The 22,091-nt window shown below is 64.9% G+C and carries 22 protein-coding genes; 16 read left to right on the plus strand and 6 right to left on the minus strand.

Annotated elements, in window-relative coordinates; all coding sequences use genetic code 11:
- The first annotated feature begins 143 nt into the window (after positions 1-143).
- The 4 genes from ACP2YO_RS46130 to ACP2YO_RS46145 are packed head-to-tail and all read left to right on the plus strand — an operon-like array spanning position 144 to position 4,569.
- Positions 144-1,202 carry a toxic anion resistance protein gene (locus ACP2YO_RS46130; protein ID WP_426437761.1) on the plus strand — a complete coding sequence of 353 codons (1,059 nt, stop codon included), beginning with the start codon at positions 144-146 and terminating at the stop codon, positions 1,200-1,202.
- Complete coding sequence (locus ACP2YO_RS46135; RefSeq protein ID WP_426437762.1) at positions 1,199-2,788, plus strand: substrate-binding domain-containing protein; 1,590 nt, start codon at positions 1,199-1,201, stop codon at positions 2,786-2,788. Before ACP2YO_RS46130 ends, ACP2YO_RS46135 begins: the two co-directional genes overlap by 4 nt.
- Positions 2,789-2,809: 21 nt before the next feature.
- Positions 2,810-3,457, plus strand: coding sequence for a 5-bromo-4-chloroindolyl phosphate hydrolysis family protein (locus ACP2YO_RS46140; RefSeq protein WP_426437763.1), 648 nt, complete (start codon positions 2,810-2,812; stop codon positions 3,455-3,457).
- Positions 3,457-4,569: a hypothetical protein gene (locus ACP2YO_RS46145; RefSeq protein WP_426437764.1), complete on the plus strand. Its 1,113-nt coding sequence runs from the start codon at positions 3,457-3,459 to the stop codon at positions 4,567-4,569. Before ACP2YO_RS46140 ends, ACP2YO_RS46145 begins: the two co-directional genes overlap by 1 nt.
- A 12-nt stretch (positions 4,570-4,581) precedes the next feature.
- Here ACP2YO_RS46145 and ACP2YO_RS46150 read toward each other — a convergent pair whose 3' ends face one another.
- Both ACP2YO_RS46150 and ACP2YO_RS46155 read right to left on the minus strand, forming a co-directional pair.
- Positions 4,582-5,601 (minus strand): alpha/beta fold hydrolase, encoded by a 1,020-nt coding sequence (locus ACP2YO_RS46150; protein WP_426437765.1) that lies wholly within the window; start codon positions 5,599-5,601, stop codon positions 4,582-4,584.
- Positions 5,602-5,605: 4 nt separating this feature from the next.
- Entirely contained in the window at positions 5,606-6,544 is a 939-nt protein-coding gene (locus tag ACP2YO_RS46155) for an alpha/beta fold hydrolase (protein WP_426437766.1), read from the minus strand.
- Positions 6,545-6,708: 164 nt separating this feature from the next.
- On the opposite strand from ACP2YO_RS46155, the gene ACP2YO_RS46160 reads away from it, so the two are divergent.
- The 7 genes from ACP2YO_RS46160 (at position 6,709) to ACP2YO_RS46190 (ending at position 13,697) form a co-directional block, all read left to right on the plus strand.
- The gene (locus tag ACP2YO_RS46160) at positions 6,709-7,524 is read left to right on the plus strand and encodes an MBL fold metallo-hydrolase (protein WP_426437767.1); all 816 of its coding nucleotides are present in this window, start codon (positions 6,709-6,711) and stop codon (positions 7,522-7,524) included.
- A 123-nt stretch (positions 7,525-7,647) separates the two neighbouring features.
- Entirely contained in the window at positions 7,648-8,643 is a 996-nt protein-coding gene (locus ACP2YO_RS46165) for an aldo/keto reductase (protein WP_426437768.1), read from the plus strand.
- Complete coding sequence (locus ACP2YO_RS46170) at positions 8,643-9,101, plus strand: MerR family transcriptional regulator (protein ID WP_426437769.1); 459 nt, start codon at positions 8,643-8,645, stop codon at positions 9,099-9,101. Before ACP2YO_RS46165 ends, ACP2YO_RS46170 begins: the two co-directional genes overlap by 1 nt.
- Before the next feature lie 42 nt (positions 9,102-9,143).
- Entirely contained in the window at positions 9,144-10,523 is a 1,380-nt protein-coding gene (locus ACP2YO_RS46175; protein ID WP_426443484.1) for an MFS transporter, read from the plus strand.
- 83 nt (positions 10,524-10,606) lie between these two features.
- Positions 10,607-11,656, plus strand: a complete 1,050-nt coding sequence (locus ACP2YO_RS46180; protein WP_426437770.1) for an amidohydrolase family protein — start codon at positions 10,607-10,609, stop codon at positions 11,654-11,656.
- An 11-nt stretch (positions 11,657-11,667) separates the two neighbouring features.
- Positions 11,668-12,600 carry an N-acetyltransferase family protein gene (locus tag ACP2YO_RS46185; RefSeq protein WP_426437771.1) on the plus strand — a complete coding sequence of 311 codons (933 nt, stop codon included), beginning with the start codon at positions 11,668-11,670 and terminating at the stop codon, positions 12,598-12,600.
- Between the two features lie 148 nt (positions 12,601-12,748).
- Positions 12,749-13,697 (plus strand): IS630 family transposase gene (locus tag ACP2YO_RS46190; protein WP_426435316.1). Its coding sequence is split into 2 segments (ribosomal slippage): positions 12,749-13,084 and positions 13,086-13,697, totalling 948 coding nucleotides; the frame shifts between segments, so codons are not numbered across the junction.
- A gap of 17 nt (positions 13,698-13,714) precedes the next feature.
- Here the strand turns inward: ACP2YO_RS46190 and ACP2YO_RS46195 are convergent.
- Both ACP2YO_RS46195 and pcaB read right to left on the minus strand, forming a co-directional pair.
- Positions 13,715-14,971 carry an aminopeptidase gene (locus tag ACP2YO_RS46195; protein WP_426437772.1) on the minus strand — a complete coding sequence of 419 codons (1,257 nt, stop codon included), beginning with the start codon at positions 14,969-14,971 and terminating at the stop codon, positions 13,715-13,717.
- 115 nt (positions 14,972-15,086) lie between these two features.
- A complete protein-coding gene (gene pcaB, locus ACP2YO_RS46200; RefSeq protein ID WP_426437773.1) occupies positions 15,087-16,448 on the minus strand; it encodes a 3-carboxy-cis,cis-muconate cycloisomerase in 1,362 nt (453 codons plus the stop codon).
- A gap of 219 nt (positions 16,449-16,667) precedes the next feature.
- Here pcaB and ACP2YO_RS46205 point away from each other — a divergent pair, with 219 nt between their 5' ends.
- On the plus strand, positions 16,668-17,570 hold the full coding sequence (locus tag ACP2YO_RS46205; protein ID WP_426437774.1) for a hypothetical protein: 903 nt from the start codon (positions 16,668-16,670) through the stop codon (positions 17,568-17,570).
- 49 nt (positions 17,571-17,619) lie between these two features.
- Here ACP2YO_RS46205 and ACP2YO_RS46210 read toward each other — a convergent pair whose 3' ends face one another.
- On the minus strand, positions 17,620-18,018 hold the full coding sequence (locus tag ACP2YO_RS46210; protein WP_426437775.1) for a carboxymuconolactone decarboxylase family protein: 399 nt from the start codon (positions 18,016-18,018) through the stop codon (positions 17,620-17,622).
- A gap of 136 nt (positions 18,019-18,154) precedes the next feature.
- On the opposite strand from ACP2YO_RS46210, the gene ACP2YO_RS46215 reads away from it, so the two are divergent.
- Genes ACP2YO_RS46215 through ACP2YO_RS46230 form a run of 4 tightly spaced genes read left to right on the plus strand, consistent with a single transcriptional unit; the run spans position 18,155 to position 21,751 of the window.
- On the plus strand, positions 18,155-19,114 hold the full coding sequence (locus tag ACP2YO_RS46215) for a Bug family tripartite tricarboxylate transporter substrate binding protein (RefSeq protein WP_426437776.1): 960 nt from the start codon (positions 18,155-18,157) through the stop codon (positions 19,112-19,114).
- Between the two features lie 22 nt (positions 19,115-19,136).
- A complete protein-coding gene (locus ACP2YO_RS46220; protein WP_426437777.1) occupies positions 19,137-20,024 on the plus strand; it encodes an NAD(P)-dependent oxidoreductase in 888 nt (295 codons plus the stop codon).
- Positions 20,021-20,989: a Gfo/Idh/MocA family protein gene (locus ACP2YO_RS46225; protein ID WP_426437778.1), complete on the plus strand. Its 969-nt coding sequence runs from the start codon at positions 20,021-20,023 to the stop codon at positions 20,987-20,989. Before ACP2YO_RS46220 ends, ACP2YO_RS46225 begins: the two co-directional genes overlap by 4 nt.
- Before the next feature lie 6 nt (positions 20,990-20,995).
- The gene (locus ACP2YO_RS46230; RefSeq protein WP_426437779.1) at positions 20,996-21,751 is read left to right on the plus strand and encodes a GntR family transcriptional regulator; all 756 of its coding nucleotides are present in this window, start codon (positions 20,996-20,998) and stop codon (positions 21,749-21,751) included.
- On the opposite strand, the gene ACP2YO_RS46235 is transcribed toward ACP2YO_RS46230, so the two are convergent.
- Positions 21,748-21,915, minus strand: a complete 168-nt coding sequence (locus ACP2YO_RS46235) for a hypothetical protein (RefSeq protein WP_426437780.1) — start codon at positions 21,913-21,915, stop codon at positions 21,748-21,750. The genes ACP2YO_RS46230 and ACP2YO_RS46235 overlap by 4 nt on opposite strands.
- Positions 21,916-22,091 lie beyond the last annotated feature (176 nt).

Here is a 22,091-nt window from a genome sequence, read left to right on the forward strand (position 1 = left end):
CGAAAACGGATTTCCAGCGACTTGGATAGCAGCGACAGATCCAGCAGTGTCATCGAATCGTTCGAGTGCGACCGTTATCTTGCTGGAATCTCGAGCCGATACCATTTCAAGCCTCAGGGCGAAAAGCACAGGAGAGGAAGCGGATGAACGAAACCATCAATGTCCCGGCGGTGATGGTGGATGCGTCCGCGGTCGCGCGTATCAGGTCCGAGATCGACATCTCCGACCGGTCGCGCATCGTCACCTTCGGTGATCGCGCGCAGCGTTCGGTGGTCGAGTTTGCCGACCGGATCCTCGCCCAGACCCAGAACCGGGAGCTTGGCACCACCGGCAAGCTGCTGTCAGACATCCTGGCCAAGGCGCGCAGTCTCGATCCGGCCGCGCTCAAGGACGGCGGCTTTCTCACCCGCCTGTTCTCCTCGATGGAAGCACGCCTGCGGCGGTTCACCGAGCAATTCGGCGACGTCGCCTCGCAGGTCGATCGCGTTTGCGTCGAACTCGACCGCAACAAGGAAACCCTGCGCCGCGATATTGCAGTTCTCGACGAACTGCATGAGCAGACCAGGACGTCACTCGTCGACCTCGATTCGCATATCGCAGCCGGCAAGGCCTTCGTGGAAGGCTTTCGCCATGGCAAGCTGGTCGAGCTGGAGCAAGGCGTAAAGGCGGCGCCCGCCGGCAGCGATGCGCTGCTGGCGGCCCAGACCTACCAGGATGCCGTCCAGGCGCTCGACCGGCTCGAAAAACGCGTCTTCTATCTGCAACAGGCGCGTCAAATCGGCATTCAGCAATTGCCGCAGATCCGCATTGTGCAGTCCAGCGACGAAACCCTGATCGAAAATCTCCAGGCAACCACCGAGCTCACCATTCCGGTGTGGAAGCAGAAAATGATCCTGCTGCTCGGCCTCACCAGGCAGAAGTCGGCGCTTGACCTGCAGAAGACGGTGACCGATGCGACCAACGAAATGATGCGGCAGGCGTCCGAGATGATGAAGACGCAGGCGATCGAGATCGAGAAGCAGTCGCAGCGCGGCATTGTCGACATTGAGACGCTGGAAAAGACCAACAGCGATCTGCTCGACACGATTTCAGGCGTCCTCGGCGTCCAGGAACAGGGCCGCAGGAAGCGTGCCGAAATCGAGCAGCGGATGGCGCAGTTGACCGACCAGCTGAAATCAGCGTTGTCCAAGTCGCCCGTATGAAGCTCATCGCTCCGAGGTCCGCTGCGGCGAGATTCGCGGCCGGCCTGTTGCTCACGCTGGGGCTCGGCGCTTGTTCGGCGCCGGGGCCGCAATTCACCATCCTGTCCGGCTCGGAGAACGAGGTGCTGGAGCCGATGGTGCAGGAGTTCTGCCAGTCGCGCCATGCCTCCTGCACGGTGCACTACCAGGGCTCGCTGGATATCGCGCTGGCGCTCAAGCCGGGCAATGATCCCGACGCCGACGCGGTCTGGCCCGCGGCCTCGATCTGGATCGACATGTTCGACACCGCCCGGCGCGTCAAGTCGGTGAAGTCGATCGCCCAGATGCCCGTCATCCTCGGCGTGCGGCGGTCGAAGGCGCAGGCCCTGGGCTGGATCGGCGCCAAGGTGACAACCCGGGATATCCTGGCCGCCGTCGAAGGCGGTCGCCTGAAATTCCTCATGACGTCAGCGACCCAATCGAATTCCGGAGCCTCCGCCTACCTGGCGATGCTGGCGGCCGGGATCGGCAAGCCGGACTTGATCGAGGCCGGCGATCTCGACAAGAGCGAGGTGCTTGCCACCGTGCGCGGACTGTTGCGCGGCGTCGAACGTTCGTCCGGCTCCAGCGGCTGGCTGGCCGATCTCTATCGTGAGGGCGAACGGACCGGCGCAAACTACGACGCCATGTGGAACTACGAGGCTGTCATCAAGGAGACCAACGACAAACTGGTCGCCGACCGCAGGGAGCCGCTTTACGCTGTCTATCCTGAGGACGGCGTGTCGGTCGGCGATTCGCCGCTCGGCTTTGTCGACCGCGGACGGGGCAAGGATGTCGAAAGCTTCTTTGCCGATCTGCAGGCGTTCCTGCTGAAGAGCGAGACGCAGGCGCGGATCGCCGCCACCGGGCGTCGGGTCGAACTGGGGCGGGCCGCGGTGCTCAAGGCGGATACCACCACCAATCTCGACCCCGGCCGGCCGCTTACGGTGGTCCGGCCGCCGGAACCTGCCGTCATTCAGAAAGCGCTGGGGCTTTATCAGGAGGCATTGCGGCGCCCGTCATTGACTGCGATGTGCCTCGATGTCTCCGGCAGCATGCAGGGCCCTGGCGAGGCGCAGTTGCTCGATGCGATGCGTTTCCTGCTCACGCCGGCGCGGACGCGCGAGGTGCTGGTGCAATGGTCGAACGAGGACCAGATCATCGTGCTTCCGTTCAGCGACCGCGTGCTGTGGACGGCGAGCGCAGGCGGCGACGAGGCCGCCCAGGCCGATCTGCTCGGCAAGGCCCTTCAGCTGCGCGCAGAGGGCGGCACGGATTTCTACACCTGCGCCGCGCGGGCGCTGGCCGCCATGAAGCCGTACCTCGACCGTGGACAACATCTGCCCGCCATTGTCATCATGACCGACGGCAAGAGCCAGGGTGCGATGTCGACCTTCGAGCTGCCGTGGCGCGCGGAGGGGCATCGGGTGCCGGTCTTTGGCGTCACGTTCGGTGAGAGTGCCGACCGCAGCCAGCTCGACAATTTGGCCGCGCTGACCGGCGGGCGGGTGTTTGACGGCACCAGGAGCCTGACCCAGGCTTTTCGGGCCGTGCGGGGTTATAACTGAATGCCATCGGCATGGTCAGGCATGAACTGGATCGCTGGCGGGGCCGGTGCCGCCATCCTGTTGCCACTGCTCGCGGTCGGCGTCGGCATGCCGTTCTGGATCGCCGGCCTGATCAGCGTTGCGGCCGGCGGCGGGCTGGTGGTCATGCTGGCTCCGCGCAAACTGTTCGACGGACTGGAGGGCAGTGGCGCTGCCCGCGGCAAGATCGAGTTCGCGCGCGACCTCCTGACCGATGCCGAGCCGCTGGCAATCCGCCTCGAGGTCGCGGTGAGCACGATCCGCACCCAGAAGGTCGCCGAACGCGTCCGTCACCTGGCGCGGAGATCGCGCGAGATCTTCGCCGGCGTCGAAGCGGACCCGCTGCGCGTCGACCGCGTGCGCCGCTTCCTGACCTATTATCTGCCGCGCGCGGCCGAACTGGCCGAAGCCTATGCCGTGCTCGAAAAGAGCGGCAACCGCGACACCACGCGGCTGGCCGCGACCGGCGACCTGATCGACCGCCTCGATGCGGCCTTCAGCCATTATGCGACAAACCTGCAAGAGGCCGATCTCGGCAACCTCGACATCGAGCTCAAGCTCCTGAAGAGCTCGCTCGATGAGGATCTCGGCCCGTCGGCCCTTCCTGCACCGTCAGATCCGGGCAAAAATCCGGACAAGAGGAGAGCCTGATGGCCATTTCCCGCCGGGCTTTTGGTGTCGGACTGCTGGCCGCCAGCGCCGCCGGCACCGGCGGCTACGTCTATCTGCGGCAACATCCGGAGATCGCCGGCCGATTCGGCGAAGCCAAGAAATTGTTCGGATTTGCCGGCGGCGAGAAGGAAGGGTTTCTTGCCAACACCCAGGTCCGCGGCCTGCTGGAACGACGGTTCGGATTGATCCTCGATGCGCGGCGCGCAGGCTCCGTCGAGATGGTACGCGAACGCGCGCTGCTCGACCAGAAGCCGCAATTCCTGTGGCCGTCCTCTTCGGTGCTGGTCGACGTTGCGCGCAGCTCCGGCGTCAAGATTTCGCGCGACCAGGTGATCTTCAATTCGCCGATCGTGCTCTACTCATGGGATCGTATCGCCGACGGGCTGGTGAAGGGCGGCTTTGCCGAGCCCGCCGGCGGCCCGCGCTACACGGTCGACCTGCTCAAGGTGCTGAAGGCCATCATTGCCGGCGAGACCTGGGAAGCGATGGGCGTGAGCGGCCTGTTCGGCCGGGCCCGCATCGTCTCGACCGATCCGAACAAGTCCAATTCCGGCTTCATGTTTGCCGGACTGACCGCGAGCCTGTTGAGCGGCGACGTCATCGCGCTCGATTCGCTTGGCAAGATCGACGGTGACGTTGCGACCGTGTTTCGCCGCATGGGCTACAAGCCGCCATCGTCGGGCAAGCTGTTCGACGACTACGTCGCCGGCGGGGCCGGCGCCCAACCGCTCATCGTCGGCTACGAGAACCAGTTGATCGAGTGGGTGTTGCAGGACGCCGAGCGGTGGAAGCGCGTCGAGGCCAACGCGCCATCCAAGCCGGTGATCCTTTATCCCAGGCCCACCGCGTTCTCCGCCCATCCGCTGATCAGCATCGATCGGGCCGCCGACGAACTTATCGACGCCCTGGTGAGCGAAAGCCTGCTCGAGCTTGCCTGGGAGGAGCACGGTTTTCGCGGGCCGCTCGGCACCATCGGCAAGGCGCGTAACCCGCTGTTGCAGTCGCGCCTGATCGAACGCATCGATGCCGTGCTGCCGATCCCCGACGCGCCCGTCATGCTGGCGTTGCTCGATCGGCTATCGGCCGCGTGAGCTGCGCGTCCGCTACGCCCGCACCACCTCCATCACCGCCGCGGCAAAGACGTCAGGTGTTTCCTGCGGCACATTATGTCCGGCGCCCGGCACGATGTGATGGCTGCGGCGGCCGGTGAATTTCGCCGCGCTGGCGCGGCCGTCGCTCGCCGGAAGCACGCCGTCGGCATCGCCGTCCAGTGTGACGGCCGGCACTGATATCGCAGGCATCGCAGCCAGTCGACGTTGCAGGTCGGCATAGCGCGGATCGCCTTGGGCAAGGCCGAAGCGATGGCGGTAGCTGTGGATCACGACGTCAACATAGTCAGGGTTGTCGTGCGCCGCGGCGCTGCGCTCGAAAGTCATGTCGTCGAAATCCCAATCCGGTGACCAGTCCTCCCACAGCATTCGCGCGATCTCGCGCCGGTTTGCGGCAAGGCCGGCACGGCCGCGCTCGATCTGAAAATAATATTCGTACCAAAGCGCGATCTCGAAGTTCGGCTCGATCGGCGTCATCGCCCGCGACAGGTCCTGGATCAGATAGCTGTTCACGGTCACGAGGCCTGCACAGCGATCCGGCCATAGCGCCGCCGCGACGCAGGCCGCACGGCCACCCCAATTGTGCCCCGCCAGCACCGCCCGACTGATGCCGAGCGCATCCATCAGCGCGATCACGTCGGCGCCCAGCGCCGCCTGCTCGCCGGAGCGCAACGTCGCGACATCGCGAAAGCGCGTGTCGCCGAAGCCGCGCAGATAGGGAACGATGACGCGGTAGCCTTGTGACGCCAGCTGCGGCACGACATCGACGAAGGAGTGGATGTCATAGGGAAATCCGTGCAGCAGGATCACCACCGGCCCATCGGCAGGGCCGGCTTCGTGAAAGGCGACGTTGAGCACGCCAGCGTCGACATGACGGAGCGACACCAGCCGCGCCGTCGATGCCGTGCGTGTGGGATTCGCTGACGGCACGGCTTGCGCAAGCGCGTTGCCGGCAAGGCCCGACAGAGCTGCGGCAACGATCAGACGACGCTTGCGATCGACGGTATCAGGCATGATCTCAAGCCTTGATCAGCTCCATTACCGCCGCGGCAAAGGCTTCCGGCACCTCCTGCGGCAGATTATGGCCGGCGTGCGGGATCACCCGATGCGCCCGCCGGGCGGTGTACTTCGCCGCGCTGGCGCTGCCGTCGGTAGCGGCCGTGACGCCGTCCTCCGCCCCGTCAAGCGTGATGGTGGGGACCGTAATCACCGGCAATGTATCGAGCCTTCGCCGTAACCCGGCATATTGCGGATCGCCATCTGCGAGGCCGTAACGATGCCGGTAGCTGTGGATCACGACATCGACATAGTCAGGATTGTCGAGTGCGACGGCGGTGCGTTCGAAACAGGTGTCGTCGTATTGCCAGGCCGGCGACCATTGCGACCACAAGATCCTGGCGATGCCGCGGCGGTTGGCGGCGAGCCCTGCGCGCCCACGCTCGATCTGGAAGTAATACTGGTACCACAGCGGCACCTCGCGCTCCGGCCGCGCCGGCACCATCGCATGCGCAATGTCCTGGATCATGTAGCCGTTGGTGCAGACGAGTCCGATGCAACGTTCCGGCCAGAGCGCGGCCCCGATCGAAGCGGCGCGGCCGCCCCAATCATATCCGGCGAACACCGCGCGCTTGATCCCGAGCGCATCCATCAGCGCCATCATGTCGGCGCCGACGGCGGCCTGCTCGCCCGAGCGCGGCGTCGCCTTGTCGCGGAATGTCGTCGGCCCGTAGCCGCGCAGATAGGGCACGATGACGCGGCAGCCCTGTGCTGCCAGGTCAGGCGCGACGTCCACATAGGAATGAATGTCATAGGGAAAGCCGTGCATCAGCATCACGGCAGTGCCGTCGGCGGGACCGGCCTCGTAATAGGCAACGTTGAGCACGCCGGCGTCGACATGGCGCAACGGCTCCAGCCGTTTGGTCGAAGGTGCGCGTGGCGCGGAGGTTTTGTCGGTCACGGCTTGCTCCCTGGTCCTGGCTGCTCGCGCGGCATGGTAGCGCTTCTCGCCGGATTAATCGCCTGGATCGCATTGCGGCCCACGCCATGGAGCGATGCGCCCGCGTCATCATGACGGCAGGCCAATTCGGCGATAATCTTGCGGCGCTACGGACGGAACACGCCATGATGAGATTGCTCGCCACGCTCGCCCTGTTCGGTGTCTTCGCCACCCAGGCCGGAGCGCAGGAGGCTCCGCGCAGCGAGTGCCTGGCGATGGCAAATGCGCCGCCGCGCGCGGTGCCGGTCGGCCTCCGACACGTGGCAGCGAAAGCCGACGAGGTCGCGATCACCTATGCCGGCCATTCGACCTATTTTATCGATACGCCGGGCGGCATCCGCATCGCCACCGACTACAGCGGCGCCTATCAGATCGGACGGCTGCCCGACATCGTCACCATGAACCGGGCACATTCGACGCATTGCACGCTATTCCCCGACCCCAGAATTCCCCATGTGCTGCACGGATGGGGCGAGAATGGGCAGGCCGCGCACTATGCCGAGCGCATCGGCGACGTCTATATCCGCAACGTCACCACCGATATCCGCCGCTACTGGGGTGAGGATGCCGGCGGCGAGATGATCAAGGATGGCAATTCGATCTTCATCTTCGAAGTCGCCGGCCTCTGCATCGGCCATCTTGGTCACCTCCACGTCAAGCTCGACGACAGCCAGTTCGCGGCGATCGGCCGGCTCGACATCGTGATGGTGCCGATCGACGGCACCTATACGATGTCGCTCGACGGCGTCTCCGAAATCACCAAGCGGCTGCGCGCCGCGGTGGTGTTGCCGATGCACCGCTTCGCCACTCCGCTCGACGAATTCATGCGCCTGATCGGCCGGCAGTTCGAGATCGACCGCCGCGGCGGCGAGCGCACGCTGAGGATCTCGCGGGACACGCTGCCGTCGACGCCGACGGTGATCATCCTCGACGGCGTCTGAGGCCCGAGGCGCCGGCCTTGACACGATTTCGTCAGCAGGCGGTTTTAGCGCTTGACCTAGAGTGCGCTCTAGCATGTTCACTCAACGATATCCGGCGACCACCCGGGAATGAGGACCCATCCCATGACGACCACCAGCAAGCTCCCGCATCGCAAGCTCGGCACGGACGGCCCCAAGGTTTCCGCGATCGGGCTCGGCTGCATGTCGCTGTCCGGCGTCTACGGCGCCAATGACGACACGGCGACACCCGACCTGATCCGCCACGCCATCGAGGAGGGCATCGACTTCCTCGACAGCGCCGACCTCTACGGCTTTGGCCACAACGAGGAACTGCTGGGCCACTCGCTGAAGGGCCTGCGTGACAAGGTCGTGATCGCCACCAAGTTCGGCCAGGTGAAGACCGCCACCGGACTGGGTGTCGACGGGCGGCCGGCCTATGTCCAGCAGGCCTGCGAGACGAGCCTGAAGCGGCTCGGCATCGACACCATCGACCTCTATTACCAGCACCGCATCGACCCGAACGTGCCGATCGAGGACACTGTCGGCGCGATGGCGCGGCTGGTCGAGCAAGGCAAGGTCCGCCATCTCGGCCTCTGCGAGGCGCGTCCAGACACCATTCGCCGCGCCCACAAGGTGCACAGACTGGCCGCCGTGCAGACCGAATACTCCCTGCTGTATCGCAGCGAGGCTGAGGAGACCCTGCAGATGACGCGAGAACTCGGCATCGCCTTCGTCGCCTACTCGCCGCTCGGCCGTGGCTTCCTGACCGGGCAGATCCAGTCGCAGGCCGATATCGCGGGCGATCGCCGCGGCGATCATCCGCGCTTTGCCGGGGACAACTTTGCCCGCAACCGCGATCTCGTTGGCGGCATCGTCGCGATCGCGGATGAGAAGAGCTGCACGCCGTCGCAGCTCGTGCTCGCCTGGCTCTTGGCCCAGGGAGAAGACATCGTGCCGATCCCCGGCACCAAGCAACGCGGACGGCTGGACGAGAATATCGGCGCGCTCAAGGTAACGCTTTCACCGGACGAACTTGCGCGGATGTCGGCAGCGATACCGTCCGGCGCCGCGGCAGGCGAGCGCTATCCAGCCGGCGCGATGAAGGCAGTCTATCTGTGATGGACGCCCGAACACCTGCACAGGCGATACCGGGCGCGCTCCACATCGGTGACATCGCGCGCCGCTCCGGCCGAAGCGTGCACGCCATCCGCTGGTACGAGGCACAGGGCCTGATGCCGGGCGTTGTCAGAGACCGCGGCCGCCGCCGGGTCTACAGCGACTATCATATCGGCTGGCTCGACCTGATGGAGCGACTGCGCTTGACCGGGATGTCGATCAGGCAATTGCGGGAATACACCGCGCTGGTGAGGCAGGGCAGCGCGACCTTGCGCAAGCGCCGCGCGCTGCTCGCTGAACACCAGCTCCGTGTCCAGGCCATGATCGCCAAATGGACCGAGGCGCTCACGCTGGTCGATGCCAAGATCGAGTTCTACGACGAATGGGTCGCGGAAGGCACGCGGCCCGCGGTCTCGCCGCAGCAGCGCGCCCGCGCCAAGCGGCCTGCGACCAAGGCCTGAGCGCCTAGCTCAGTTCACAAAACAGGATCTGCGGTGGACAATATGCTTCGGCGTAAACCCTTCGCCATGCGCGCATCACATCGGCTGACGCTGCTGACGCTCTGCCTGACCGTCATGATCGCGCATCTCGATACATTCATTGTCAATCTCGGCGCGCGCGCGATCGGCGACCATTTCGACGCTGGCGTCGGCGAGTTGCAGTGGATCGTGGATAGCTACAATCTGGTCTATGCGGTTTCGCTGCTGACCGGCGGGATGCTTGCCGACATCTACGGCAGGCGCCGGATGCTGATGTCCGGCGCGCTGATCTTCACCCTCGCATCGCTGCTATGCGCGGCCGCGCCGTCCGCGCTGGTGCTGATCTGTGGACGCGCACTCACGGGCGTCGGCGGCGCGCTGATGATTCCAGCCTCGCTTGCGATCATACGGGTGGTCTGGGATCAGCCAGGCGAGCGCGCACGCGCACTCGGCATCTGGGCCGCATGCAACGGTGTGGCCATGGCGCTGGGGCCGAGTCTCGGCGGGATGCTGATTCCCTGGTACGGCTGGCGCAGCATCTTCCTGGTCGTGGTGCCGTTCGGCCTGCTTGCCCTGATCATGGCCGGATACACCATCCCGGAATCGTCGGATCCACGGCGGCGCCCGTTCGACGCGGCGGCGCAGCTGTTCGGCGCATTGGCGCTCGGGAGCCTGACCTATGCCGCCATCAGCGCGCAGTCGGCGCCTCGCGCAATGACCACGGCCCTGATCATTGCTGCACTTTCGGCGGTGCTGTTCATCGCGGTCGAAAGGAAGAAGGGTTCCGATGCGCTGGTGTCGCCCGACATCTTCACGGTCCGCCAGTTCCGTGGCGCCATGATCGCCACCATGGGCATGACGTTTGGCGGATACGGGATGGTGTTCGTACTGCCGCTGGCGTGGCAATCGAGCGGACGGCTCGACACCGCCGCAAGCGCCGCAGCCCTGCTGCCGATGTCGCTGGTGTTCGTTTTGGTCTCGCCTTTCTCGGGCGCGCTTTCGGAGAAGCTCGGCATCCGCGTGGTCACGTCAGGTGGCGTCACTCTGATGGGCACAGGCCTCCTGCTGATTGGCCTGGGCGGCCTGCAACCGAACATCGCTGCGGCCGAATTCGGACTGGCCATGACCGGCCTCGGTCTCGGCCTCGCCGCCGGACCGCTCTCGGCGATGGCCGTCGGGCATGTCGCCGCCGCACGCGCCGGTACGGCCGCAGCGCTCATCAACGTCGCCCGCATCAGCGGCGCCACGATCGGGGTTGCGATCCTGGGCGCGTGCTACGCCGCGGCCGGCGGCGGCCAGGGCGGGCTGTTGGTGTCGATGGTCGCAGGCAGCCTTGTCCAGTTCGCCGGCGCCGGCGCGGCGTGGATGGTCACGCGGCATGAGGTGCAGCAGGCGCACATTTGACGGGTTCGTGCCCGCCTCGTTATCCTCCGAAGAGCCGACATTGGATCGGCGGCCGACAAGAGCAAGAACAGGGAGCGTCATCCATGGCCAGCACTCTGCCCGCCTCCGCAAGCGGGCTTTATGCCAATCCGCGAGAAGATTGGCTCGTCCAATATACCGAGGAGATCATCGATCCCAGCAGGCCGATCGTCGACCCGCACCATCATCTCTGGGACCGTGGCGGATTGCGCTATCTGATCGAGGAACTGCGTGACGACATCGCATCCGGCCACAACATCGCCGCGACCGTTTATGTCGATTGCCGGTCGATGTATCGCGCTGACGGCCCGGAGGCGTTCCGCCCCGTCGGCGAGGTCGAGTTCGCCAACGGCGTCGCCGCGATGGCGGCCAGCGGCGGCTATGGCAAGGCCGCGATCTGCGCCGGCATCGTCAGCCACGTCAATCTGTTGATCGGCGATCAAGCCAAGGCGGTGCTGGAGGCCGAGATATCAGCCGGCAATGGCCGGTTCCGCGGCATCCGCCACTCCTCGGCCTGGGACGAAGACCCCAATGTCGCCCATATGTATGCCAACCGGCCGCAGGGGCTGCTTCTGGATACCACCTTCCGCAAGGGCTTTGCCTGCCTCGCGCCGCTCGGCCTGAGCTTCGATGCCTGGCTGTTCCACCCGCAGATCGGCGAACTCACCGATCTCGCGCGCGCCTTCCCCGATACCAGGATCGTGCTCGACCATTGCGGCGGCCCGGTCGGCACCGGCCGCTTCGCCGGCAAGCGCAGCGAGACTTTCCCGGTCTGGAAGGCCTCGATCCAAGAAATAGCCGAGTGTCCAAATGTCGTCGTCAAGCTCGGCGGGCTGGCGATGTGCCTGCTCGGCTATGATTTCCATCTCCGGGCCAAGCCGCCGTCGTCGGAGGAACTTGCCGCCGTATGGCGGCCCTATGTCGAAACCTGCATCGAGGCGTTCGGCCCCGACCGTTGCATGTTCGAAAGCAACTTCCCACCTGATAAGGGTCAATGCAGCTATCAGGTAATCTTCAACGCCTTCAAACGGCTGGCTTCACAATATAGCGAAGTCGAGAAGACGGCGTTGTTCTCGAAGACGGCAAAGGATGTTTATCGGCTCGATATCGGGTAATCTCCCGACTCATGGATGACGGCATCACCATCCGGCCGCTTCAAGAGGCTGATGCGGAAGCGGTTGTTGCACTTTACGCCAGGGCGGCCGCGGTAGAACCGCGGCTCGGTCCGGTCACGCTGCCGCAATGGGATCAGTTCCTGAAGCTGCCGCAGAACCGCGGCGGACGGGATTTTCGTGTCGCCGAGCGGAACGGCCGGCTCGTTGGCCTTGCCGAATCCTCGTTGCGCGATCAGGGCGCGCACCATTCCCGGTTCCTCAAGATCGTCGTGGCACCCGAGGCACGGCGCCGCCGGATCGGCCTTGCGCTGTTCGACGACGTGCTGGCGATCGACGCCGACGCCGATCTCACCGTGCAGACGCAGGCAAGTCCCGACTGGCCGGCTGGAGTCGCCTTCGTGTCCGCGTTCGGCTTTGTTCATGTCGAATCCGAGATCGGGATGAAGTGCGTGGAGCCGCTGCAGCCGGCTCGTACACTTGCCGCCGCGCGCGCCGCCATCGAGCGCGCCGGCGATGTGACCGCCTGCGCGGCTGAGGTCGCGCGCATTCACAACGCCGCCTATGCCTCGGACGCCGCGTTCCGCCTGTACTCGCCGGAGGAGATGGCGCAGGTTCTCATCGAAAGCGAGGTCTGGATCGCGTCGGAGGACGGACAGGTGTCGGGCTTTTGCCTGACCGAACCGGAACAGAATTCGATGTGGATCGAGTCGGTCGCGGTCGAACCGGCACGGCAGGGACGCGGGCTCGGCCAGCTCCTGGTCTATCGGGTGCTGACCGCCCATGATGTGTCGGTCGAACATCCGTGCTGGCTCAATGTCTCGAGCCGCAACGCCGCCGCGCTGAAGATTTATCGCCGGCTCGGGTTCCGGCCGCAGCACGAAACCTGCCGCTTCAGCGCCACGCGAGGCGAGTTGATCGCCACACGTGACCGGCGATTCCATTAATCTTTGGAGCATGATCTCCTCGGAAAGCCGGTGTCCACTTTTCCGGATCATGCTCTAGAGCGGTTCATGGCTAGGATGAATCGGGAGGGATTCCCCTGAGGGGCGGTTTGTGATTCAAGATGCTGGCTGGGCTGGGGGCCAGCATCTGATGGGCCGACCTCTTTCCAATGACCTGCGAGAGCGCGTGGTGGCAGCGGTGGCAACTGGCGAGAGCTGCCGTATAGTGGCGGCACGGTTTGGTGTTGCAGTGTCCTCTGTAGTGAAGTGGTCGCAGCGCTACCGGGCGACCGGCTCAGTGGCGCCGGGCAAAATGGGCGGGCACCGGAAGCCGGTGCTGGAACCGCACCGCGCGTTCATCAAAGAGCGGATTCGCCAGACACCGCATCTGACGCTGCACAAGTTGAAGGACGAACTCGCTGCGCGCGGGGTCAAGGTCTCTCACAATGCGGTCTGGACATTCCTGCGGCGCGAAGGGCTGCGATTCAAAAAAAACGCTGTTCGCCCTCGAGCAAGCCCGCGCTGACGTTGCGCGTCGGAGGCGACGCTGGCGGTCATGGCAGGCCAGCCTGGATCCCCAGCGCCTGGTTTTCATCGATGAGACCTGGATCAAAACCAGCATGGCCCCGCTGCGCGGATGGGGACCGAAGGGCGAGCGAGTGGGAGGTTTTGCCCCGCACGGCCACTGGCGAACGCTGACCTTTCTCGGCGCTCTGCGTTGCGATGGCCTCACGGCCCCTTGCGTCTTCGATGGGCCAATCAACGGCGAGTGCTTCCGAGCTTACGTCGAACAGCAGCTCATCCCCGTTCTCAAGCCGGGCGACATCGTCATCATGGACAATCTCGGCAGCCATAAGTCGGCCGCTCTGCGCCGCGCCATCCGCGGCGCCGGCGCCAAGCTCTGGTATCTGCCGCCTTACTCACCAGACCTCAATCCGATCGAGCAGGCCTTTGCTAAAATCAAGCATTGGATGCGCATCGCCCAGAAGCGCACCCTCGAAGACACTTGGCGTCACATCGGCGACCTTGTTGCAACTATCCAGCCCCGCGAATGCAGCAACTATTTCGCCAACGCAGGTTATGCTTCCGCCAAATCGTGAAACGCTCTAGCAGAGCCTTACGCCCATTCGCCCTTGCGGAATACCGGCACGCTGCGGCCATCGGCGTGGATGCCGTCGATATCGGTGTTGGCGGAGCCGATCATCCAGTCGATATGGATCAGGCTCTTGTTACCGCCCTGCTCGGCGATCTGCTGCGGAGTGAGTTTGTCGCCGTCGACGAAGCATTTCGAGTAGCACTGGCCGAGCGCGATGTGCGAGGCGGCGTTCTCGTCGAACAGCGTATTGAAGAACAACAGCCCGCTCTTGGAAATCGGCGAGGAGTGCGGCACCAGCGCGACCTCGCCGAGGCGGCGCGCGCCTTCGTCGGTGTCGAGCACCTTCTTCAAGACCTCCTCGCCGCGCGAGGCCTTTGCCTCCACGAGGCGGCCTTCCTCGAACTTGACGGAAATATTGTCGATCAAGGTGCCCTGATAGGACAGCGGTTTTGAACTCACGACATGGCCGCTGACGCGCCGGCAATGCGGCGTGGTGAAGACCTCCTCGGTCGGGATGTTGGCGTTGCAGACTATCCCGTTCCTGGCGGTCGACGCGCCGCCTTCCCATTCATGGCCGTCGGCGAGCCCGATGGTGAGGTCCATTCCGGGGCCGGAATATTTCAAGGCATGGAAGCGCTGGCCATTCAGCCACTGCGTCCGCTCCCGCAGTGTTGCATTGTGCTTGTCCCAGGCCGCGACGGCGCCGTCCTGGTCGACGCGCGAGGCCGCGAAGATCGCGTCCGCGAGCTTGGCCACCGCGACATCCTCGGCGTCCTCGGGGAACACCTGCTTCGCCCAGGACGTGCTCGGATAGGCGATGATGTTCCAGTTGGTCTCGAACGTGACGATCTTCTCCAGCGCCGGCTGGTAGGCAATCGAATTGGCCTTGCTGGCGCGCGCGACCTTGGCCGGGTCCTCGCCCGACAGCAGCATCGGATTGTCGCCGACGATCGCGAGCCGCGCCGTGTTGGCGCCGAACGCCTTCGCCATGCCCTCGTAGAGCCAGCTCGTCGCGCGATCGAAGCTCGCATCATCGGCGTAACGGTAACGCGCCAGTGTGACCTCTTCGTCCGAGAAGAACGGCGTCACCAGGCCGGCGCCGGCCTTGTAGGCATGCTCCGCGATCCGCCGCACCAGCGGCATCGCCACCGCAGGCGCCGTCAGCAGCAGATCCTGTCCCGGCCGCAGCCCCAATCCAACTTTCACCGCGACTTCGGCGAGCCGATCGAGTTTCACGGGATCGATCGAGGCGGAATGGTTGCGTTGATGTGCGGTCATGAAGCATCCAGCGATGTCGGTTGAGGATTTGACGATTCGTAGTCCAATTCGATCCGTATTCGCAAGGCTCCACTGGTCTCCGCCGATCACGCCGAGGCGAGCGGATGCCTCGAATTTACCGCTTTGCCGACGCCAGCACCCGATCGACCATCTCCGGCGCCAAGCCCAGATAGTTCGTGGGCGCAGTGAGCCGGTCGATCGTCACGCGATCGATGCGATCAGCTACCCGCGCATCCGCGACCAGCGCCTCCGCCAGCGTCAGGCCCTTGTCGTTGGCGACGCGGCAGGCGTCGTAGACGACGTCATGCGCCTCCTGCCGGCCCATCGCCGGCGCAAGCCCCATCATCACGGCTTCGGCGACGATCAGTCCGCGGCTGATATCGAGATTGCCAGCCATCCGCGTCTCATCGACGATCAGGCCGCCAAGCGCGAATTTCGCCTGATGCAGTGCGCCTGCGCTCAGCACGAAGCTCTCCGGGATCGCCATCCATTCGGCATGCCACGGCCCGGTGGCGCGCTCGAAATCCTGCACCATCGCGTCCAGCATCAGGCCGGCATGCTGTCGCACCGCTTTGGCGGCCGCCAGCATCAGCTCGGACGAGATCGGGTTGCGCTTCTGCGGCATGGTCGAGGACGCCCCGCGTCCCTTCACGAAGGGCTCGTAGACTTCGGCAAACTCGGTCGACGCCATGATCATGATGTCGAGTGCGATCTTGCCGAGCGATCCCGTGACCAGCGCGAGGAAGTTCACCGTTTCCGCGAACCCATCGCGCGCGACGTGCCAGGTCGAGACCGGAATGCCGAGGCCGAGCTCGTCGCACAACGCCTCCTGCACATCGAAACCCTTGTCGCCGAGCGAGGCCAGCGTGCCGGCGGCGCCGCCGAACTGGCCGACCAGCACGCGCGGCTTGAGCTCGGCCAGCCGTTCGGCGTGACGGTCGAACATCGCGAGCCAGATCGCGGCCTTGTAACCGAACGTCACCGGCAGCGCCTGCTGCAGATGGGTGCGGCCCGCCATCGGCGTGTCGCGATGACGTTTCGAGAGATCGGCCAGGATGCTGCGCAGCACGGCGATATCGTCCTCGATGATCTTGAGGCCGTCGCGCAGTTGCAGCACCACGGCGGTGTCCATGATGTCCTGCGTAGTGGCGCCCCAATGCACATAGCGGCCGGCCTCGCCGCACTGCTTCACCATCTGATGCACCAGCGGCAGGATCGGGTAACCGACCATGTCGGTCTCCTGCCGCAGCAGATCGAAATCGAGCGCGGCAACGTCGGTACGTTCAGCAATCTCCTCGGCTGCCTGGGCTGGGATCACGCCGCAGCGCGCTTCGGCCCTTGCCAGCGCGACCTCGACCTCGGCATAGCGAGAAATCAGCCGCACGTCGGAAAACACCTCGCGCATCTCGCGCGTGCCGAAGGCATCGCGAAACAGCACAGAATCGAGAACGGTGGTCGAGGTCGGGAAGGGCGACATGGATTTTCCTCACACAATCAGATCACCGGATCGATCGGTGTGTGTCGTACGGTGATCGATTTCGATCCGGCGAGAAGCCTTGAACTCGATCTGGTGCAAGTATAGCGTTTTCCGCACGGGACGTCGGATGGGACGAACAACGTCTCCGAGGCAAGCGCCATGCTTATTCCCGTTTCCGGGCACGTTCCTCGCCGAACGCCAGCGAACGCGTTGACGCCTTTGGCGCGAAAGCTGGCGCTCGCCGCGCTGATCGTATTTTGTCTTGGCCGTCCCGCATTGAGTGACGACGAAGGCAACGGGGCGGCGGAGAAGCCTGCGCCGGCGCTGCCGAACGTCTACCTCGATTGGCGCACAGGCTACGGCACTGTCCCGGCAGGCGCGCTGTCGATCGGCTTCGGCAACATCGGGCTTGCGCCAACGCTGCAGCAGATCCAGTCGCTCGCCGCGGCCAACGCCTTGCCGATGCCGCCGGGCGGCCTCACGTCGCCGGCGAGTCAGTCGGTCGGCGTCGACCTGCCGTTGACCGTCGACGTCACCGACCATATCTCGCTCTATGGCGGCATCAGTGCCAGCTCGACGCGGACCGACATCACCGACTGGTCGGCGCTCGCGGTCAATAGCTGGAATCTCGGGTTTCAGGTCGACGTCTACCAGCAGAACGGCGGATCGTTTCCGACCGTCACGCTGCAGACGACGGTGACGCGCGCTGTGCCGAACGGCCCGCTGGCCACGACATCGCTCAACAATATCCTCGAATTCAGTTACGCCTTCGATGAGGACGAGACCCGCGGCCTGCTCGCAGGCGTCCAGCACACCCGAACAGACATCGAAGCGCAGTTGGCGCGGATCGGTTCGAATGCCATCGGCTACGTTGGTGGCTATTATCAATGGCCCAACAACTGGAAGGTGACGGGCCGGCTCGGCGTGCAATCCTTTGGCGGTGCGCAACTTCTCAGCCTGACACCGATCCAATCCTTCACGCAGCCGATCGTTCGGCTCGACCTCGACCGCATGGACGACAACGACAACCGCCTGTTCGGCGTGACCGCCCAGATTTCGTGGTTGCCGAAGCCGTCCTATCAATTGACCCTCCGGACGCCGCTTTACTTCGTGAGGAACTAGCCGCGGGCGCCGATGGCCAGAACAGGTCACGAGGCTGCAGCTTATGGCCTCACGCTGTCGGAGATGCCGGCGGCGTCTCTCCAAATATCTCGGCCGCAATTTTGCTGGTTTCGATCGCGGCCGGCACGCCGCAATACATCGCAACCAGCAATAGCACGTCCTGCACCTGCGCGGCGGAGCAGCCATTGGCCATCGCGCCCTTGGCATGCACCTTGAACTCGGCGGCCTTGCCGCTCGCGGCGGTGATGCCGAGCATGACGAGGCTGCGGATCTGGTCGGAGAGGCCGCTGCGCTCCCAGACATCGCCATAGACATAGGCGTTGATGATGTTCTGCAGCGGGGCGCCGAAATCGCCCGCGGCCGCCATCCGCTTGGCGACATCGGCCTCGCCGAACATCTTCTGGCGCCGGCGCAGGCCGCGCGCGTGGAGATCGCTGACATCGACCATGGGGTATCGGGCTCCTTTTTCGACTATTTATACGGACAAATTTTACCCACCGCAATCCGGATAACGATCCCTCACTTGCATCCTTGATCACTTTGTCCGTATAAATCTGGTCAAAATGGCCACGGGAGGAATCGGCATGACATTGCGCCTGGGCTTGCTTGTCGCCCTGTTGCTCTCCGGCCTCGCTGCGCTGCCTGCCGTTGCCGACGACTTCCCGCAGCGGCCGATCAAAATCATCGTGCCCTTCCCGCCTGGCGCCGGCCCGGACAATGTCGCTCGGCTGGTCGCGCAGCATTTGCAGGACGCGTTCGGCCAGACCGTGGTGGTAGAGAACCGCGCCGGTGCGCTCGGCAGCATCGGCGCCCAGGAAGTCGCACGCAGCGCACCCGACGGCTACACGCTGCTGATGGGTACCAACACGACGCAGGCCAGCAACGTCGCGACGTTCAAGAGATTGCCCTATGACCCGGTGAAGGATTTTGCGCCGATCATCCGCACCACCACGACGGCGATGGTGCTGCTGGTCAATCCGACATTCGCGGCCAAGGACCTGCCGCAGTTCCTCGCCTACGCCAAGGCGCATCCCAACTTGACCGCGGGCTACGGCTCGGGCGCCTCGCAGATCTCGATCGCACAATTGCAGTCGCGTGGTGGGCTGTCGCTGATCGCCGCGTCCTACCGCGGCGTGCCGCAGGCGATGACCGACGTGATGGCCGGCGTCATCGCCGTCAGCTTCGGCGATTTCTCGGTCGCGATCCCGCAGATGCAGGGCGGCACACTTCGCGGCATCGGCGTGACCTCGGCGACCCGCAATGAACTCCTCCCCAGCCTTCCGGCGCTGTCGGAAGCGATGCCCGGCTTCGAGGCCACGATCTGGTACGGACTGTTTGCGCCGGCCGGCACGCCGGAGCCTGTCGTCAACAAGATCTATGCCGAGTGCGCGAAGTACCTCGCGATGCCGAAGACGAAGGCGACGTTCGCCGACGTCGGGGTCATTGTGGCGCCGCTGGCGCCGCCCGAGTTCGGCGCCTTCGTCAAAAGCGAGGTCGTTCGCTGGTCGGCAGAGGTGAAGGCCGCCGGCATCGAGCCGCAGTAAGCGGAACCGGCTGGGTCGCGCCATGGGCCGTGAGACACCGATCGGAATGATTGGCCTGGGCCTGATGGGATCGGCCCTGGCTGCGCGCTTGATCGATGCTGGAGTGGCCGTGATCGGCTTCGATGTCGATGCGGCCAAAAACGATGCGTTGAAGGCCAGCGGCGCGGAATTCGCAGCTTTCGCGGCTGACGTGGCGACGCGCTGCCGCACCGTTGTCATCGCGGTGTATGACGGCGCCGAGGTCAAGGCGTTGCTGCCCGACATTGCCAACGCAAAAGTCCCGCCGCTTGTGATCTGCACCACGACCTGCGCGCCCGACGAGATCGCCGCCATCGCCGAATTCGCGACCCGGTCGCACCTCGCCTTCATCGAGGCGCCGATCTCGGGCACCAGCGCGGAAGTGCGCGCGGGAACCGCCACCGCATTGGTGGCCGGCGACGCGGACATCGTCGAAGCAGCCGCGCAGACACTCGAACTCCTGTGTCCGCAACGGATCAATGTCGGAGCGATCGGTAATGCCAGCCGCACCAAGCTCGCGATCAACCTGATCCTGCAGAACAACCGCGCCGCGCTGGCCGAAGGCATTGTCTTTGCGGAGAGCCTTGGCCTCGACGGCGCGAGCTTCCTTGCGGCCGCGCAGCAGTCGGCGGCATATTCCAGGGTGATGGACAGCAAGGGACGGAAGATGCTGACGCGGGATTTTTCACCGCAATCGCATATCGAGCAGACCCTGAAGGATGCCGAACTGATCCTCCGCGAGGCGGACCGGCATGGCTTGCCTTTGCCGATGACGGCGGCGCAGACTGACCTGCTGCGTGCGGCGATCGCACTGGAAGGCCCGGACAGCGACAGCGCGGCGGTCATCGAAGCCATTCGTGCGAAGCGCGGCCGGGGCGGGGAAAGCGGATGATCAACTGTGCGATCGCTGGCCTCGGGCGATGGGGCCGTGCGCTGGTCGAGGCGGCGCGCTCCGAACCGCGGCTGAGGATCACACGCGTGGTGGAACCCGACATCATCAGCGCCGAAGATTTCTGCATGACGCATGGCCTCAGCCGCGCGGCCGGCCTGGACGCCGTCCTCGCCGACCCCGGTATCGACGCCGTGCTGCTGGCGACGCCGCATTCGCTGCACAAGAGCCAGGTGATCGCGGCCGCCGCGGCGGGCAAGCAGATCTTTTGCGAGAAGCCGCTGGCGCTCAGGCGAGACGACGCGGCGGAGATGTTCGCGGCCTGCCGCAACGCGGGCGTAGTGCTTGCCGTCGGGCACAACAGGCGCTTCTGGCCTGCGATGCAGGCGCTGCGCGCGATCGTCGCCACCGGCGAGCTCGGCACGGTGCTGCATGTCGAAGGCCACAACAGCAACGAGAACTCCCAGGGCATCACGCAAGGCTGGCGGCTGTCGCCGGAGGAATCGCCGGGCGGCGGACTGACCGGCGCCGGCCTGCATGTGCTCGACGGCTTCGTCAGCCTGCTCGGCCCGGCGCGCCAGGTCTATGCCCGGTTGAGTGCACGCGAGGCCGGGCCACCACCGCTCGATACCGCAACCCTGGCGATTGAATTTGTGAATGGCGTGAGCACAACCCTTGCGACGGTGCGAGCAACACCGTTCTATTGGCGCGTGCATGTGTTCGGGACGAAGGGATCCGCCGAAGTGCTGGACGAGATCACGATGGTGCTGCGGAAATCCGGCGAGCCGCCCGCGACGACACGCTATCCCGCGCGCGACACGCTCGCTGCGGAACTGTCGGCCTTTGCCGATGCCGTCGAGGGCAGACAGCCTTTCCCGGTGCCGGAAGCGGATGTGCTGGCGACCTTGGCCGCCTTCGAGGCGGCGCTGCAGTCGATGCAAACGGGGCATCCGGTGGCATGCCAGTGATCTCTCATGGCTGACAACCCGGCCAAAGCCAGATCGTCCCGCTACCGCGATATCGCCGCCAACCTGCAAAAGGATATCCGGCTCGGCACCTATGCGGTCGGTAATCTGCTGCCGACCGAAACCGATCTGATGGCGAGCTACAAGGCGAGCCGCCAGACCGTGCGCGAGGCGCTGCGCATCCTGATCGAGCAGGGCCTGATCATACGCCGCGCCGGCCTCGGTTCGGTGGTGATCGCCGCTGAGCCGCCGGTGCTGTTCACCCACAGCGTCAAATCGCTCGGCGAGTGGCTGCGCTATTCCAACGAAACCTATCGCGACGTGGTGCAGAGCGCCGACATCGTCGCCGACCGCAAGCTCGCCGCGCTCCTGAAATGCGAACCCGGCAAGAACTGGTTCCTGATCGAAGCCGTCCGCCGCTCCGACCAGTTCGCCGCGCCGCTCGGCTGGACCGAGATCTACGTGCTGCGCAAATTCGCCGATGTGGTGAAGCGCAGCGACCACGGCCGCACACCGGTGCACGAGCAGATCACCAAGATGTACGGTCAGATCACCGAACACGCGCAGATGGAGATCTTCGTTCGTGGCATGCCGGCGCCGATCGCGAAGGCGCTCGGCGTCAAGACCGGCTCGCCCGCGCTGACCGTGGTACGCCGCTACTACGGCGTCCGTGAGGAGCTGTTCGAAGTCACCATCACCACGCACCCCGAAGGGCGCTACACCTATACGATGGACATGCAGCGATCCGAGCGCCCGCGGCTTTAGTGCGCGCGGGCCAGGTGAGTAGCGGCGAGTGTGTGCGCCGTCTGCGGCGTGCCGGACACGCCCCAGATCGCGACCGCGATCAGTGCGGCTGCCCAGACATACGGCACAGCATTCGGCTGGTTCTTCATTTCCGGCATCGCCCCAAGATCTGGCTGATCGGACAACCATCACGACCGGCACGGTCAGGGTGTCATTAGCCACGTGTTCTTCACAAGATCGACTAACGTTGGACCTTGTCGGTTTCAGGACGTTGTCGTGCGAATCCTGAAATGATTTCGTCGGAACCGGCTCTCTTATCCAAATTGATGAGATCGCGGCATCTGCAAAATTTTTGATCGGT

Source organism: Bradyrhizobium genosp. P (assembly GCF_049949265.1).
GTDB lineage: Bacteria > Pseudomonadota > Alphaproteobacteria > Rhizobiales > Xanthobacteraceae > Bradyrhizobium.

Coding starts and splice junctions, on each gene's coding strand:
- ACP2YO_RS46175 (WP_426443484.1), top strand. CDS start 9,144: ATGCTTCGGCGTAAACCCTTCGCCATGCGCGCATCACATCGGCTGACG.
- ACP2YO_RS46185 (WP_426437771.1), top strand. CDS start 11,668: ATGGATGACGGCATCACCATCCGGCCGCTTCAAGAGGCTGATGCGGAA.
- ACP2YO_RS46170 (WP_426437769.1), top strand. CDS start 8,643: ATGGACGCCCGAACACCTGCACAGGCGATACCGGGCGCGCTCCACATC.
- ACP2YO_RS46230 (WP_426437779.1), top strand. CDS start 20,996: ATGGCTGACAACCCGGCCAAAGCCAGATCGTCCCGCTACCGCGATATC.
- ACP2YO_RS46210 (WP_426437775.1), bottom strand. CDS start 18,018: ATGGTCGATGTCAGCGATCTCCACGCGCGCGGCCTGCGCCGGCGCCAG.
- ACP2YO_RS46150 (WP_426437765.1), bottom strand. CDS start 5,601: ATGCCTGATACCGTCGATCGCAAGCGTCGTCTGATCGTTGCCGCAGCT.
- ACP2YO_RS46195 (WP_426437772.1), bottom strand. CDS start 14,971: ATGACCGCACATCAACGCAACCATTCCGCCTCGATCGATCCCGTGAAA.
- ACP2YO_RS46180 (WP_426437770.1), top strand. CDS start 10,607: ATGGCCAGCACTCTGCCCGCCTCCGCAAGCGGGCTTTATGCCAATCCG.
- ACP2YO_RS46225 (WP_426437778.1), top strand. CDS start 20,021: ATGATCAACTGTGCGATCGCTGGCCTCGGGCGATGGGGCCGTGCGCTG.
- ACP2YO_RS46140 (WP_426437763.1), top strand. CDS start 2,810: ATGAACTGGATCGCTGGCGGGGCCGGTGCCGCCATCCTGTTGCCACTG.
- ACP2YO_RS46160 (WP_426437767.1), top strand. CDS start 6,709: ATGATGAGATTGCTCGCCACGCTCGCCCTGTTCGGTGTCTTCGCCACC.
- ACP2YO_RS46220 (WP_426437777.1), top strand. CDS start 19,137: ATGGGCCGTGAGACACCGATCGGAATGATTGGCCTGGGCCTGATGGGA.
- pcaB (WP_426437773.1), bottom strand. CDS start 16,448: ATGTCGCCCTTCCCGACCTCGACCACCGTTCTCGATTCTGTGCTGTTT.
- ACP2YO_RS46130 (WP_426437761.1), top strand. CDS start 144: ATGAACGAAACCATCAATGTCCCGGCGGTGATGGTGGATGCGTCCGCG.
- ACP2YO_RS46145 (WP_426437764.1), top strand. CDS start 3,457: ATGGCCATTTCCCGCCGGGCTTTTGGTGTCGGACTGCTGGCCGCCAGC.
- ACP2YO_RS46135 (WP_426437762.1), top strand. CDS start 1,199: ATGAAGCTCATCGCTCCGAGGTCCGCTGCGGCGAGATTCGCGGCCGGC.
- ACP2YO_RS46165 (WP_426437768.1), top strand. CDS start 7,648: ATGACGACCACCAGCAAGCTCCCGCATCGCAAGCTCGGCACGGACGGC.
- ACP2YO_RS46215 (WP_426437776.1), top strand. CDS start 18,155: ATGACATTGCGCCTGGGCTTGCTTGTCGCCCTGTTGCTCTCCGGCCTC.